Source organism: Companilactobacillus bobalius (assembly GCF_009764355.1).
On the sequence record NZ_LNUA01000077.1, the window covers coordinates 319,684 to 334,910 of the forward strand.

The window sequence follows — 15,227 nt, forward strand, 5'->3', positions numbered from 1 at the left end:
TTGGACGAGATGTATAAATGAGACTTTACAATTGTAGTTTGCCTTAGGCAGCTTATAATGTAGGTATAAAAAAGATATAGAAGAACATTTATATCTTCGTCGAGGTATAGTCCGGTAGGCTAGTTAAATGATTTACCCTAGGAAGGTTGTCTGATTTCAGACAACCTTCTTTTTTATGGATACAAAAAATCGTTACAGGATTCTAAATAGGAATCCCATAACGATTTTTAATTGATTGAATTATTCATCATCATCATCGTCGTCAATTTCTTCATCAATCTTGATATCTTTCAAGGCTGAACGATCTTTTCTGACTAGACGTAGACGATTGAGTGAAACTTTTCCAAGTACCAAAGGAACACGTTCTTCAATAACATCACTGTATGAAAGACCGAACCAATTGGCTGGGGAAATAAATTTTTGTAAGAGTAAACGTAAGTGAATGATACTCTTTTTAACATTGCTGATCTTAGTATCTGGTGATAGAACCTCTTTGATGATAACAAATGAGAAGTCACCAACATCACGATCAGGAATGGTTGTATATTTCTGTGGTTGAGCTTTAATCTCGCCATTTGACATCATATCATTGACGACTTGACGGAGATAAACATTAACCTTTTGATCAACTCTAAATCCAAGATACAATTGAACACTAATCATGTAATCAGTATCAAAGGTCTCAACACTATATGCAGCGGTGTAAGGCTCATCGGTAACGTTAACAGTAACGAACCAGTAAACTTGAGCACGTTTAGGACGTTTGTCGAGAATTGAGTAGAGAATGTTCTTTTTAATACGATATCCATCGTGGACTTTAGTTAAATAAACTAAGTTAGTTGTGTAAAGTGGATAACTTGGATCTTTTCTTAAATCATTTAATTGATGTTTAAAAGCTAATAGAGAAGCAAAATGACTACGATATGTGTTGTCATCCTTGAGACGTTCACCATATCTCCAAATGAACATAACAGCAATCAATAAAGCAGCAATGAACATTGTGATATAGGCACCATGAATGAACTTACTACTGTTTGTTACAAAGAAGATACTTTCAATAACGAAGAAGAAACTGATGATAACAGTTGTGAATAACCTGTTAACTCGTTTCATCAAGAGCCATTGATGTAGCAAGATAGTTGTCATTAACATAGTGATCGTAATTTCTAGACCATAGGCGTTAGACATGTTTTCTGAAGTTTTGAAATAGAAGACAATGAACAAACAAACGACCCAAATAATTGAGTTAACAGTTGGAATATATAACTGTCCTTTGAAATTGGTTGGGTAGTAAGTCTTCAATCTTGGGAACATTCTTAACTTAGTAGCTTCAGAAACTAGAGTATATGAACCGGAAATCAAAGCTTGGGAAGCAATGATAGCGGCCATAGCTGATAAGAAAATTCCGAAGAGTCTGAAATCAGCTGGGATAGATTGATAGAACGGATTCATAGCTGAACCCATTTGTTGCAAAGTATGATTATCTCTGACACTGATGATCCAAGCGGCTTGACCTAAATAGCTTAGTAATAAGCAAACTTTAACAAAAGGCCAACTTGTATAGATGTTAGGGCGACCAACATGTCCCATATCTGAATATAGCGCTTCAGCACCAGTTGTAGCTAAGAAGATACTACCTAAAATGAAAATACCACGGATATTAACAGGACTCCGTAATAATTCAATAGCATAGTAAGGATTCAAAGCTCTGATAATAGTCCAATCAGAAGAAATATTAAGTATTCCGACCAAACCTAAAAATGAGAACCAAACCAGCATTATCGGACCAAAAGCCCGACCAATCATTTGAGTACCGAATCTCTGAATGAAAAAGAGGGTCGATAAAATAATCAGTGTAACGATAATTACTTGGTTTTGTGTACTGATTAGCACGGCATTGTTGATCTTAATACCTTTAAGACCTTCAATGGCAGCCGTAACAGTAACAGCTGGTGTCATCATACCATCAGCTAAGAAGGTTGCCCCACCAATCATAGCTGGAATGATCAACCACTTAGCACGTTTTCTAACTAACGTATAAAGGGCAAAAATACCACCTTCACCGTTATTATCTGCACGTAAAGCAATCAAAACATATTTAATTGTTGTTACCAAAGTTAGTGTCCAAAAAATTAAGGAAACACTTCCTAAGATAAAATTGGTGGACATTTTTGCAAGTCCACCATTCCCAACCATTAAAGAGTGCATAACATATAGGGGAGAAGTACCGATATCCCCATAAACGATTCCTAAAGCAATTAGGAATCCAGCAATGCTCATCTTTGAATGGGGGTTATTTTTCAATGAATTCAGTTGTGTCTTTTCCATATAAATAATCTCCAAAAATAAACAGTTCAACGGCAATTGTAACATTAAGTATTAGGGTATGAAACTACTTATTTTGGTCTAGTTATATTCCCCATATAGTCAAATAAACTAACACTTCTTATTAATCCTCATGTAATGGAACAGATAATGAAGATTGGTCTAATTGAACCGTATATTTAATATTTTGATTCCCACGAACCGTCATTCCAAAGTCAGTAGCGTAAATGATTAAACCTAGTTGATGGCCGGCTTGCAGTTTGTAGAAAGTTGGTTGTAGTTCAACGCTTATATTGTAGAAGATATTAGGCTTTAATTCATCAACTTTATAGTTATTTTCACGATTTTGTAGATTAATGTGACCCTTTGTAATCATCTTAGCCGAAGTTTCTTTGCCCAAAGTAAATTCACGCAAATCATCTTCACGCCAATCATAAGTTCCAGCCAAACTATTTTTAGATAGAAGAGTGGGTGAGACGTTGAAACGTTTAGTCTTACCATAATCAACTATTTGGAAACTTAGCATTCCAAGATTTTCACTTGAGGCGACTTTCAAATCAACATTAATCTTCCCATCTAGTAATATTTCCTTTGTTAATGGAGTTGTTTTGAATGTCAATTGGTTTTCAGCTAATTTACTGTCACCGTGAATGAGATCTTGTTCCCATGTAACGTTGTCATCGCGGTAAGATTTGAAATCTTTTTCAGGTAATTGATCAATGAATGTTTTGAAATCAGAATTAGAGTTGCTAGTTACTAATTTATCACTTGATAAATTATATTTAATTTCTTTATCATCAGGATTTGCCCAGTCAGAATGAGCGGTCCAAGTTTCTGGCTCAACATTATCTTGAACAATGACATCGGGGATGATTTCTTTGGCCTGATTATCGACACCTAAAAGTTCATGTGTCAGCCATAAGTTGATAATGTCACTGTAATCAATAGAACGGAAAGCATTGATGTAGATATGTTGCCCTTGATGAAGAATAATCTTTTGCGTAACGCCGTTATGTTTAATGCCGTTCCACAATCTTTCGACATTACGTGGCTTAACGTTCCAGTCATTCAATCCGTGAACCATGAAGACATCAGCAGTAATATTCTTGAAGTTCTTATGATAGTTTCTAGCATCCCAGAAGGTATTATAGTCGCCAGTGTCACGATCTTCGCCTTTTTGAATCTCTTCAATCTTTTGATTCCATTTGCCTTTGATTTCATTAAAATCACCAGGTTGTAAACGACGACTAAAAGTCTCTTCAGCTAAGACATCGGCATCTTCACCAGGGAAGCCACTGGGTGCAATAACTAAGCCACCATCACGGTAGTAGTCATACCAGTTTGAAATAGCAGCTTCACTGATAACAGTCTTCAAGCCTTTAACACCAGTAGTGGCGGCAGCAGTGGCTAAAGTTCCCAAGTAAGAACGTCCGGTCATGGCAACCTTTTTATTTGACCACCAAGCTTTTATTTCAATATTATCGGTTCTATTAGTGAAGGCAGGTAATTCACCAGTGAGCCATTTGATAATGGAAATAGTGGAAATAGTTTCCTCAGGATCACCAGTAGTTCTTAATCCGTCAGAGTCCTTTGTACCAATACCGGCCATATAAATAACAGCAAAACCACGAGCTAAGAAGTAATCATTTAGTGTGTAAGAACTCTCTCTAGAGAAGGTTTCTTCAGCTTTCTTTGTTTCACCATTAATATTACGAGCTAAAGGTAAGGAATCAGATGGTTGGTGATATTCGATATCTTCATAACTTAAGTCATTTGGAGTCTTATGTTTTAAAGGAACATTTACATTATGAGTTAATTTTTCACCAGTCTCATCGTTAGTACCTTGGTTGTAAGGACTAGCGGTGTAGAGAACTGGTACCTTGAGACCATTTTCAGTTTCGTAGGGGCGTAAAATTTCAGCCTTCAATAGATCACGTTTGCCGTCATGATCACTGTCTTGAGGTGATTCAACATAGACGACTTCACGAATTAACTTATGTGGATCAAAGACGGGTAATGTTTTACCGTTGAAGAGCATAGGTTTAGACACTTTACCGTAAAATGGAGTGAAATATCCCTTAACAGCCAATGAATCGAGATAAGTTTGACCGTCTTTATTATGAGTAACTAAAAGCCAATACCAGGCCGATTTTAATTCTTCAGCGGAAAAATTATTTTTTCGATGGTCGGCAATTGGCAATTGAATTTTTTCCATTGCTTTTAGTGGATCTTCAAATGAAAAATCAACATCTGGGTTAAATTTCAATAACTGTAGCGCAACATTATAAAATGTTTGTACGGAAACATTAATTGAAGAGTCAAGATATTCACTTAAATTTTGATCTGGAGTTGCCATATAAGTACGCAATTTCTCTTCAAAATTAGAAGAAGTTTTAGCCTCAATAAAAGCCTTACTTAAGAAACTCTTCCATAATTTGATAGGATCATTTTCGCTACTATTATCTTTATCTAAAAAACCAATTTCTTTTAGTTCTGTAATTTGGTCGCCAAACTGAGTTGGACGAATCGCAAATTGATTATTTTTCATACTGACACCCCTTCACAAATATTAATTTCATTATAGAGCACTCTATATTAAAGTTACGAATAATTCAATAGCATAGACGTGTCAAGACAGGCAATTTTTAAGCTTGATTGGAAGCCGTCCTCCGCAAGAATTGGAAAGGTGTTGAAACGCTATGGGCATGACTTGAAGCTAACAATTTCACCTTCGGCAAAATTATGAATCCCCAAGATCAGCCTTATTGTAAGCGGCAAGGCTGCTAACAATAACGTCATAGCTGAACACATTTTCAATTCTTACTCCAGACTAAATAATATTTCAATTATTTTTTTTGAGGCAAGTATGTTTAATACGTAATTTTGTAAAATAAAAACGACCTCTATTAAAAGATTCAAGTAAAGGATATATCTTGAATACTTAATGGAGATCGTTCTTTTGAATTCAAATTTTAAATAAGAATCGTAATTAAGCTAAAGCACCCATTGGATCCCAAGGAGCAAGAACTTTAGGTTCTTTTGATTCTGTTTCAAAGGTATTCTTAAGGTCATCGCTCAAGAATTTCTTGTTGATAACTAATTGGTAAACATATTCATCGAACCATGAGTCGCTCATAACAAAGTATCCTTTGTTACCAACTTTTTCACCCCATGAGTTTTCAACTTTCCACTTAAGTGGGTTACCATTTTCATCCAAATCAACACCTGTAAGTACCATGGCATGTGTCATCATACTTTCGATGTAATCAAGACGTTCTGCCTTAGTCATCTTAAGGTCAGTGTTTAGTAGGCCTTCAAGGTCGTAGATGTTTGTATCCATGATACCAATCTTACGATCAGAACTTTGACCAACATCACTACCGAACCAAACTGATTCACCAGATTGTAATTGTTTAACAGCTAATTTCTTGAAGTCATTGATTTCAAGGTTTAAGTGACGAACTTGACGACCGCCAACGACGTTACCTAACATTTCAACTGTGTAAACGTGGTTGTAAGGTTTGTCAGCTGTTGGTGCGTTGATAGTTGAGATATAACTATCTAAATCCCAGCCAACGTACTTCTTGAAGAATTCTTGAGGTGTGATACCAGTTTCTTTATGGTAATTCTTATCGTCATCACGGTAAGCCCAGTCAAACTTAGTAGGTGGAACGCCAACTGTGTAAACTAGAAGCTTGTAAATTTCACTTAGTAATTCATTCTTCTTACGTTCGATATCTTCTTCAGACTTGTTGCTATTAACAAAGTCACGAAGGATGATAGCATCTTTACGTAATTTTTTATTGAGAACGTTGTTTAATTCAGAGGAGTTTGTACGACTGAATGTATCTGGCATAACACTCTTTGGAACGACACCATATTTTTGAACAAGAGCCATAACCATGTCCCATTGACCACCATCTTGTTGAGGTGTTGTCATAAGGAAGTCAACTTTACGGTCACCGGTTGGAAGGGCAGCAGTGTTAATAACATTTTCAAAGAAGTAATTTGATTTTTCGAGTTTATCCCAGAAAAGCATGTATCCTTGTGATAATTCGAAGCCCTTGATCTTAAAGTTGCTTTGAAGTGGATGTCTCATTGTGTTCAATGCGGCAAATACCCAGCAAAGTCCTGATTGCTTTTGATCAGCAACTGAACCTGTATCCAATTCAACTGAGAAAGTAGGGTCCATTGCTACTTTAGAAGCAATAGTTTCACTTGATTTGAATAAACCGTTATTAGCAACAGCGTTTTTGATAGCTGAAGAACCTGGTGTATTGTCAAATGCAGTTTGAAATTTATCTAAGTCTGATGATGTGATTTCTTTTGTCATACAAAAATTCTCCTTTTTTTATCTGATATTGTCGATTACTTTAGGTCCATCCTCATAACCGACGATAATAGTATTAACTATATCAAGAAATAGTCCGTGTGCAACTATTCCAACTTGGTGATCTAACCAATCTGCCAACAAATGTGGGTGTTTGATTTCACCAATTTTTAGATCAATGATGTAATTCTTGTTGTGTGTAAGGAAACGACTACCATCTTCATTGAGACGGAATTGAGGATTCAATCCTTCTTTTTCAAGATCAGTAAAGGTCTTCTCACAACCAAATGGAATTACTTCAGTAGGTAATGGGAAACTGCCTAATGTGTCAGCCATCTTTGATTGGTCAACAATCCAAATATTACGAGTGGAGTTTGTAGCGACCATTTTTTCAAGCAAGTGAGCACCACCGCCACCTTTGATACCTTGACCATTTTTATCAATTTGGTCAGCACCGTCGATAGTAAGGTCGATATGGTCAACTTCGTTTAAGTCTTTAGTTGGGATGCCTAATTCTTTAGCTTGTTTTTCAGAACGTGAAGAAGTAGTTACAGCAACGATATTCTTAATCTCACCAGCTTGGTATCTACGTCCAAGTTCTTCGATCATATAATAAACGGTTGAGCCAGTACCAAGTCCGACTACCATATCACTTTTGAAGTAATCGACAGATTTAACACCGACTGCTTTCTTTAATTCGTCTTGATTCACTATTTTTCCCCCTTTAAGAGCTTTTGGTAATTCTCAGTTAATAAAAATCTGATTTCTGGTCTGTTTTCAAAAGCGGCTTTAGCGTATTCACAAACGGGAACAATCTTTAATCCCTTAAGGTCGGAAAAGTCGACGACTGCATTGAAGAGTCTACCAGCTAGTCCTTGACCACGATAAGCCTCGTCAACGTAAGTGTAATCAAGTGAAATAACATTGTCTTCAACCTTGGAATAAGTTAATTCACCAATTGTTTTACCATTGTCTTCAAGATAAAAACGTCCATCCTCATGATTTAATTCCATAAAATTACCTCCTGCTGAATTATTTATTTTAATATTACTCTATTATAAGAAGAAAGTCAGTGTAATCAATAGTTTTATATGGGCTAAAATGCTATTATTTTAGTTATCTAATGCTTAAGGAGTTTTCAATTTGACTAAAAAACGTGGATTCGAGATTGTGAAAAAATACGAAGGTAAGGGAATTAATTTACCAGTTCGTCAAACTAAAAATGCTGCCGGTTATGACATTGAAAGTGCTGAAGACTTTGTGGTTCCTTCAATTTGGAAATTTGGTTTCTTTAATGTTTTAAAGTTCATTTTAAATAAAGGTAAAATGGATAATGACAAATTAGCTGAAGTTCAAAAATCAATTAAACCAGTACTAGTACCAACTGGGGTTAAGGCTTATATGCAAGAAGATGAAGTATTGATCCTAGCCAACCGTTCCAGTAATCCATTAAAACGTGGCTTAGCCATTCCTAATGGTATTGGTGTAATAGATGCTGATTATTACAATAATGAAAGCAATGAGGGAGAATTATTTGTTCAATTGATCAACTTTTTTCCTATTGACTACAAAGTTAAAAAGGGCGAACGCTTAGCCCAAGGTATTTTCATCAATTATTTAACAACTGATGAAGATGAAGGCGGATTGAAGAAACGCAATGGAGGATTTGGTTCTTCAGGAATATAATAAGAAAGGAACTATTTTATTGGCAAAAGCTAAAACAAAATTCGTATGTCAAAATTGTGGCTACGTCTCACCTAGATATTTAGGACGTTGTCCTAACTGTGGCGTTTGGAATCAGATGGTTGAGGAAGTAGATCATCCTGAATCCGTCAAAGCTAAAGCAACTCCTAGCCGTCGAGTTAGTGACTTAGAGTCTAAACCAGTTAGTATCGATAATGTTTCCTTTGAAAAGGAACCTCGTGTTAAGACGAATCTATCTGAATTGAATCGAGTTCTCGGGGGCGGTATCGTTCCCGGTTCTTTGATTTTAATTGGTGGAGATCCAGGTATTGGTAAGTCAACTTTGTTAACACAGGTTTCAGGACAACTAGCGAATACTGGTGGTAAAGTATTATATGTTTCTGGTGAAGAGAGTGCTTCACAGATCAAGATGCGAGCTGATCGTTTGGGTATTTCGGGTAAAGACCTCTATCTGTACCCTCAGACAGATATGAGTTATATCCGTCAAACAATCAACGAAATGCATCCGGATTACTTAATCATTGATTCTGTGCAAACAATGGATGAACCAGAAATTACTTCTGCCGTGGGAAGTATTTCTCAAATCAGAGAAGTTACAGCTGAATTGATGAATATTGCTAAGCAGGACAACATTACTGTTTTCGTCGTTGGACATGTAACTAAAGGTGGCGCCATCGCTGGTCCAAAAATATTGGAACACATGGTGGATACTGTTCTATACTTTGAAGGGGACACACACCATAGTTATCGAATCTTACGTTCTGTTAAGAACCGTTTTGGTTCAACGAATGAAATTGGTATTTTTGAAATGCGGACTAAGGGTCTGGTGGAAGTATCTAATCCATCAGAAATTTTCTTAGAGGAACGTTTAGCGGATGCCAATGGTTCAGCGGTAGTAGTTTCAATGGAAGGAACTCGACCAATTTTGGTTGAAATCCAATCTTTGATCACTCCTACAATTTTTGGTAATGCCAAAAGAACCGCCACGGGATTGGATCATAACCGGGTGTCAGTGATTATGGCCGTTCTAGAAAAACGTGGTAATTTGATGCTCCAAAATCAGGATGCTTATTTGAAATCAACTGGTGGCGTTAAATTAGATGAACCAGCAATTGATCTTGCTTTAGCAATGTCAATTGCCTCCAGTTATAAAAATATGGGTATCCCAGGAACTGATTGTTTTGTAGGTGAAGTTGGATTGACCGGTGAAATTCGTCGTGTTAATCGAATTGATCAACGAGTAAATGAAGCAGAAAAATTAGGTTTCAAGCGTATTTTTATTCCCAAGAATAATATGGGAGATTGGTCTAAAGATAATAAGATTCAAATTGTTGGTGTCAGTACCGTAACTGATGCGATGAACAAAATATTTTAAATAGGAGGCATATATGCGAAAGATCGTAGTAAATATAATTTTTGCATTACTTGGTATCGCCGTCGGAATTACCGTTTTACCAAGTTTATGGGAAATTTCAGGTTTAGCAGGAATTGCTTTTGTTAATAACGGTTATTTTGATGGACTTATTGGATGTATTGTATTTTATTTCTTGTCATTCTTGTTTGTTAAACCAATTTTGGAATTAAATCAAAGAATTGAGAAGTATTTGAATTCTCGTTCACCAGGGTGGATTATTTATGGTGCTGGATTCTTAATTGGTGGTTTAGTATTAGCCAATATCATTTCCATACCTTTCTATATGATGAGTAACATGTTTTCAAATGTTATTCCCGTCATCTTAATGATCGTCTTTGGTTGGATCGGTTTCAGAATGGGAACAAGTCGTCGAAATGATTGGAGCAATTTCTCAATCACAAAACGTAATACTAAAGTTGCACCGGCGGCAGCTGAAAAGAGTGAAACATTAGCCTCAGAAGGTGAAGTTACACGTCGTTCAGTTAAAAAAGATTACTATCCATATAAAATTCTAGATACATCCGTTGTTATTGATGGACGAATTCATCAATTAGCACACACTGGTTTTTTGGAAGGTAAGTTGATGATTCCTGATTTCGTTGTACATGAGTTGCAATTGATCTCAGATTCTAGTGATAATCAAAAACGTGAACGTGGTCGTCGTGGACTTGATATTTTAAATGAAATGAAAATGGATAAAGGTATCAACTACACAACTACAACACGCGATTATGATAATATTCCAGAAGTGGATATGAAATTACTTAAATTAGCTAAAGAAATCGGTGGTGCTGTCATCACAAATGATTATAATTTAAGTAAGGTAAGTGAATTTCAGAATGTTCAAGTACTTAACATTAACGAATTAGCCAAAGTTTTGAAACCTATGGTTTTGCCAGGAGAAACGATGACTGTTAAAGTTATAAAAGAGGGTACTGAAAGAGAGCAAGGTGTCGCATACCTAGAAGACGGTACAATGGTCGTTGTTGAAGAAGGTAAATACTTCATTGGCAAAGATGTTGAAGTCGTTGTAACTAGTGCATTGCAAACTGACGCTGGTAAGATGATATTTGCAAAACCTAAGCATTCAATGCATGGTATCCAAGAAAAGAGCGATTCTAAAGAGAATTCCAATAACCATAATAACAACGGTGGTAACAAACGTAATAACCGCAATAATAATGGTAATAAGAATTCAAATAGAAATAACTCAAGAAGTAAAAGGGGAGAACAAGGAAATGGCAAAAAAGTCAGATAATAAAATTCGTGTAAGATATGCACCAAGTCCAACAGGTCACTTACATATTGGGAACGCTAGAACAGCTATCTTTAACTACCTATTCGCACGTAGTCACAAAGGTACTTTTGTAATTCGTATCGAGGATACAGATACAAAACGTAACGTTAAAGGTGGTACAAAGAGTCAACTAGAAAACCTTAAATGGCTTGGCGTTGATTGGGATGAAGGTCCAGATGTTGGTGGAGACTATGGTCCTTATCGTCAATCAGAAAGAAAAGAAATTTATCAAAAATATATTGATGAATTGCTAGAAAAAGGCTTGGCTTACAAATCATATCTGACTGAAGAACAACTAACAAAGATGCGTGAAGACCAAGAAGCTCATGGTCAAATGCCTCATTACGAATACGAATTCGAAGGTATGTCTGAAGAAGAAAAGGCAGCCAAGATCAAAGAAGCTGAAGATGCTGGTTTACAACCAGTTGTTCGTTTCCACGTACCAGTTGGTAAGAACTACGAATGGGACGATATCGTAAAGGGTAAAGTTTCAATCGGTTCAGATACTATCGGTGGCGATTGGGTTATCCAAAAACGTGATGGTATGCCTACATACAACTTTGCCGTTGTTATTGATGACCATTTGATGGAAATCAGTCATGTTCTTCGTGGTGATGACCATGTTGCCAATACACCAAAACAATTGATGATTTATGAAGCATTAGGCTGGGAAGCACCTAAGTTTGGCCATATGACATTGATCATTAATACTGAAACTGGTAAGAAATTAAGTAAACGTGATGAATCAATTCTCCAATTCATCGAACAATATCGTGAATTAGGTTACTTACCAGAAGCTATGTTTAACTTTATTGCTCTATTAGGTTGGTCACCAGTTGGTGAAGATGAATTATTTACACGTAAACAATTTATCAAGATCTTTGATGAACATCGTCTAAGCAAATCACCAGCTAAGTTTGATCAAAAGAAACTAGAATGGGTCAACAACCAATACGTTAAGCACGCTGATGTTAGTGAAATCACTGACTTAGTACTAGCTAACTTGGTTGAAGCCAAACGAGTTTCAGAAGATCCAACTACAGATGAAATTCAATGGGTAAGACATTTAACAGAACTATACATGCCACAAATGAGTTATACACAACAAATCATTGACTTGGCAGATGTCTTCTTCAGTCAACCAGAACATCTAACAGATGATGAACAAAAAGAACTAGAAGATGACGATGCAAAGACAGCTATTGAAGATTTGAAAGGTAAGTTAGAAAAATTACCTCGTTTCACAGCTGCTCAAATTATGGCTGCTATTCAATCAGTTAAAGCTGATACTGGTGTTAAAGGTAGAAAGCTATACATGCCAGCAAGAATTGCAACTACAAGAACAATGCATGGTCCAGCAATTGCTGAAACAATCGAATTGTTTGGTAAGAAACAAGCCTTAGCAAATATCGATAAGACATTGGCTGAAATGAAATAGGCAAAGGTTTTAAGATACAAAATAAATAAAACAAAAAGAGGTTGAAGGAAAACTTAGTTTTGCCTCAACCCCTTTTTTATATAGGTGAAGATTATGTTAAAAATATTCAACACATTAACACGCCAAAAAGAAGAATTTAAACCATTAACACCTAATGAAGTAAAAATGTATGTCTGTGGACCAACGGTGTATAACTATATCCACATTGGAAATGCTCGCTCAATCGTAGCTTTTGATACAGTTCGTCGTTATTTGGAATTTTTAGGTTACAAAGTAAAATTTGTTTCTAATTTTACAGATGTCGACGATAAGATGATCAAAGAGGCCAATCGTGAAGGTATCACCGTACCTGAAGTAGCGGACCGTTTTATCAAGGCTTTCTATGAGGATATTGCGGCTATTAATGTTCAAAAAGCCACTATCAATCCAAGAGCCACAGATAATATTCAAGAGATTATTGATTTTGTCAAAGCTTTAATCGACAAGGGTTATGCCTATGAATCTGATGGGGATGTTTTCTATCGTGCTAGAAAGTTCAAACACTATGGTGAGTTGTCCGATCAAAATATCGACCAACTAGTTGAAGGTGCTAGTGAACATATTGGTGAAACTGAATTCGACAAGAAACAAGATCCAATTGATTTTGTTTTGTGGAAGAAAGCTAAGCCAAACGAGATCAAATGGGACTCTCCTTGGGGTGAAGGCCGTCCTGGTTGGCATATTGAATGTTCAGTTATGTCAACTAAGTACTTAGGCGATACTTTTGATATTCATGGTGGTGGTCAAGATTTGGAATTCCCCCATCATGAAAATGAGATTGCCCAAAGTGAGGCTAAGACTGGTCAAAAATTTGTTAACTATTGGATGCATAACGGTTTTGTCACAGTTGAGAATAACGAGAAGATGAGTAAGTCACTCGGTAACTTTGTGACAGTGCATGATCTTGTCCAGAAGACTAATCCACAAGTATTGCGTTTCTTCTTGTCATCAACACATTACCGTCGTCCACTTGAGTACTCAGAAAAGAACTTACAAAAGGCTGCTGATAATCTTGAGAAAATCAAGACAGCTTATAACAATTTGAAGTTCCGACTTGATGGTGCTATTGACGAAAATGATAATATTCAAGCACAAGTTGAACAAATTGTGGCTGATTTTAAAGCAGCGATGAACGATGACTTCAACGTACAAAATGGTTTGACAGAAATCTTTAATTTGGTTAGTTTAGCTAATAACTATTCTGCTCAAGATAAAGTAGCGAAGACTAGTGTCGAATTGATTCTTAAGACTTTGACTGAATTGACAAGTATCTTAGGAATTAAATTGGATGAACAAAAAGATCTTTCTAAAGAAATTCAAGAAATGGTCGATCAACGTGACCAAGCTCGTGCAGATAAAGATTTTGCAACAAGTGATAAATTACGTGATCAATTAAAAGAAATGGGTGTAATCCTCGAAGATACACCACAAGGAACACGGTGGCATATTAATGACTGATGTTAAACAATTTAACGGAGTAACTTTGGCATATTTAGGAGATGCCGTCTACGAAGTCTTTATTCGTGAACATCTCTTAAGTAAAAATATTACCAAGGTTAATGAATTACAAAAACAAGCCAAACACTACGTTTCCGCGAAGGCCCAAGCATCATTGATTACTTTGATGATGGATAAGGGAATTCTTTCTGATGAAGAAATCAGAATTTATAAGAACGGACGTAATGCTAAAAAATATACTAAAGCTAAGAATACAAGTGTCGTCACTTATCATATGTCTACAGGTTTTGAAGCACTTTTTGGTTATTTAGATATTACCGGCAACAAAGACCGGGTTGTAGAATTGGCACAATGGTGCATAAATGAAGTAGAAGTGGGTGAAGCAGATGACAGAAAATTCGAATAAACGTAGTAACAGTAGTAACAATTTAGAAGAAAACGAATTAGTTTATGGTGTACATTCAGTAATTGAATTATTGAAGTCCGCCACAGCCGATCAACGTGTTAACAAAGTTTTAGTTCAAAAGGGACTTTCTAGTGAACATATCGCTGAAGCTATCAAGTTAGCTAAACGTGATCGTTTAATCGTTCAAGAAGTACCTAAGAATAAGATAGATGATATTAGTAACGGTGGTAACCATCAAGGAATGGCCGCTTACGTTGCTCCTTATCAATACGCTGAAATGGAAGATATCTTCAAGAGTGCTGAAAAGAAAGGTACTGATCCATTCATTTTGATTTTGGATAAAATTGAAGATCCTCATAACTTAGGTTCAATCATGCGTACAGCCGATGCCGTAGGTGTAGACGGAATTATTGTTCCCAAGCATCGTTCAACAGGATTAACTTCAACCGTTGCTAAAACATCAACAGGTGCCATTGAACACGTACCAGTTGTTCGTGTAACTAATTTAGTTAATACCATCAAAGATTTAAAGAAACGTAACGTTTGGGTCTTTGGAACAGCTATGGAAGGTGACAACTATCGTAACTGGAATGCCAAGGGAGCAGTTGCTCTAATTATCGGTAACGAAGGTAAGGGTATTTCACCACTAGTATTGAAACAAGCTGATCAAACTTTGAATATTCCGATGGTCGGACATGTGCAAAGTTTGAACGCTTCTGTTGCAACAGGTATTCTGTTGTATCAAGCTTTTGCCTCACGTAATGTTTAATTAAAAAATTCTAAGTAGGATAAATCTTACTTAGAATTTTTTTTGTA

12 protein-coding genes are annotated in these 15,227 nt (G+C 36.2%); 7 read left to right on the forward strand and 5 right to left on the reverse strand.

The genetic code is table 11. The annotated features are described in order from the left end of the window. Positions 1 to 240: 240 nt before the first annotated feature. From ATN92_RS18035 to ATN92_RS18055, 5 genes are all read right to left on the reverse strand, one after another. A complete protein-coding gene (locus ATN92_RS18035) occupies positions 241 to 2,328 on the reverse strand; it encodes a KUP/HAK/KT family potassium transporter (protein WP_056954493.1) in 2,088 nt (695 codons plus the stop codon). Positions 2,329 to 2,449: 121 nt separating this feature from the next. Beyond that, positions 2,450 to 4,873 (reverse strand): Xaa-Pro dipeptidyl-peptidase, encoded by a 2,424-nt coding sequence (locus ATN92_RS18040; RefSeq protein ID WP_056954495.1) that lies wholly within the window; start codon positions 4,871 to 4,873, stop codon positions 2,450 to 2,452. Positions 4,874 to 5,314: 441 nt separating this feature from the next. Then, a complete protein-coding gene (locus ATN92_RS18045; protein WP_056954499.1) occupies positions 5,315 to 6,658 on the reverse strand; it encodes a C1 family peptidase in 1,344 nt (447 codons plus the stop codon). An 18-nt stretch (positions 6,659 to 6,676) separates the two neighbouring features. Beyond that, positions 6,677 to 7,366, reverse strand: a complete 690-nt coding sequence (gene rpiA / locus ATN92_RS18050) for a ribose-5-phosphate isomerase RpiA (RefSeq protein ID WP_056954504.1) — start codon at positions 7,364 to 7,366, stop codon at positions 6,677 to 6,679. Next, positions 7,366 to 7,668 (reverse strand): GNAT family N-acetyltransferase, encoded by a 303-nt coding sequence (locus ATN92_RS18055; protein WP_056954508.1) that lies wholly within the window; start codon positions 7,666 to 7,668, stop codon positions 7,366 to 7,368. Before ATN92_RS18055 ends, rpiA begins: the two co-directional genes overlap by 1 nt. Positions 7,669 to 7,798: 130 nt before the next feature. Here ATN92_RS18055 and ATN92_RS18060 point away from each other — a divergent pair, with 130 nt between their 5' ends. The 7 genes from ATN92_RS18060 to rlmB all read left to right on the forward strand — a co-directional run bounded on the left by ATN92_RS18060 (position 7,799) and on the right by rlmB (position 15,180). After that, positions 7,799 to 8,341, forward strand: a complete 543-nt coding sequence (locus tag ATN92_RS18060; RefSeq protein WP_056954513.1) for a dCTP deaminase/dUTPase family protein — start codon at positions 7,799 to 7,801, stop codon at positions 8,339 to 8,341. Positions 8,342 to 8,360: 19 nt separating this feature from the next. Then, positions 8,361 to 9,734, forward strand: a complete 1,374-nt coding sequence (gene radA / locus ATN92_RS18065) for a DNA repair protein RadA (RefSeq protein WP_056954686.1) — start codon at positions 8,361 to 8,363, stop codon at positions 9,732 to 9,734. A 13-nt stretch (positions 9,735 to 9,747) separates the two neighbouring features. Continuing rightward, positions 9,748 to 11,031, forward strand: a complete 1,284-nt coding sequence (locus tag ATN92_RS18070) for a PIN/TRAM domain-containing protein (protein ID WP_056954520.1) — start codon at positions 9,748 to 9,750, stop codon at positions 11,029 to 11,031. Beyond that, the gene (gene gltX / locus ATN92_RS18075) at positions 11,012 to 12,508 is read left to right on the forward strand and encodes a glutamate--tRNA ligase (protein WP_056954523.1); all 1,497 of its coding nucleotides are present in this window, start codon (positions 11,012 to 11,014) and stop codon (positions 12,506 to 12,508) included. Before ATN92_RS18070 ends, gltX begins: the two co-directional genes overlap by 20 nt. Positions 12,509 to 12,601: 93 nt before the next feature. Beyond that, positions 12,602 to 14,005, forward strand: coding sequence for a cysteine--tRNA ligase (gene cysS / locus ATN92_RS18080; protein ID WP_056954525.1), 1,404 nt, complete (start codon positions 12,602 to 12,604; stop codon positions 14,003 to 14,005). Then, positions 13,998 to 14,411, forward strand: a complete 414-nt coding sequence (locus ATN92_RS18085; RefSeq protein ID WP_056954527.1) for a Mini-ribonuclease 3 — start codon at positions 13,998 to 14,000, stop codon at positions 14,409 to 14,411. Before cysS ends, ATN92_RS18085 begins: the two co-directional genes overlap by 8 nt. Continuing rightward, positions 14,392 to 15,180 carry a 23S rRNA (guanosine(2251)-2'-O)-methyltransferase RlmB gene (rlmB, locus tag ATN92_RS18090; protein ID WP_056954529.1) on the forward strand — a complete coding sequence of 263 codons (789 nt, stop codon included), beginning with the start codon at positions 14,392 to 14,394 and terminating at the stop codon, positions 15,178 to 15,180. Before ATN92_RS18085 ends, rlmB begins: the two co-directional genes overlap by 20 nt. Positions 15,181 to 15,227 lie beyond the last annotated feature (47 nt).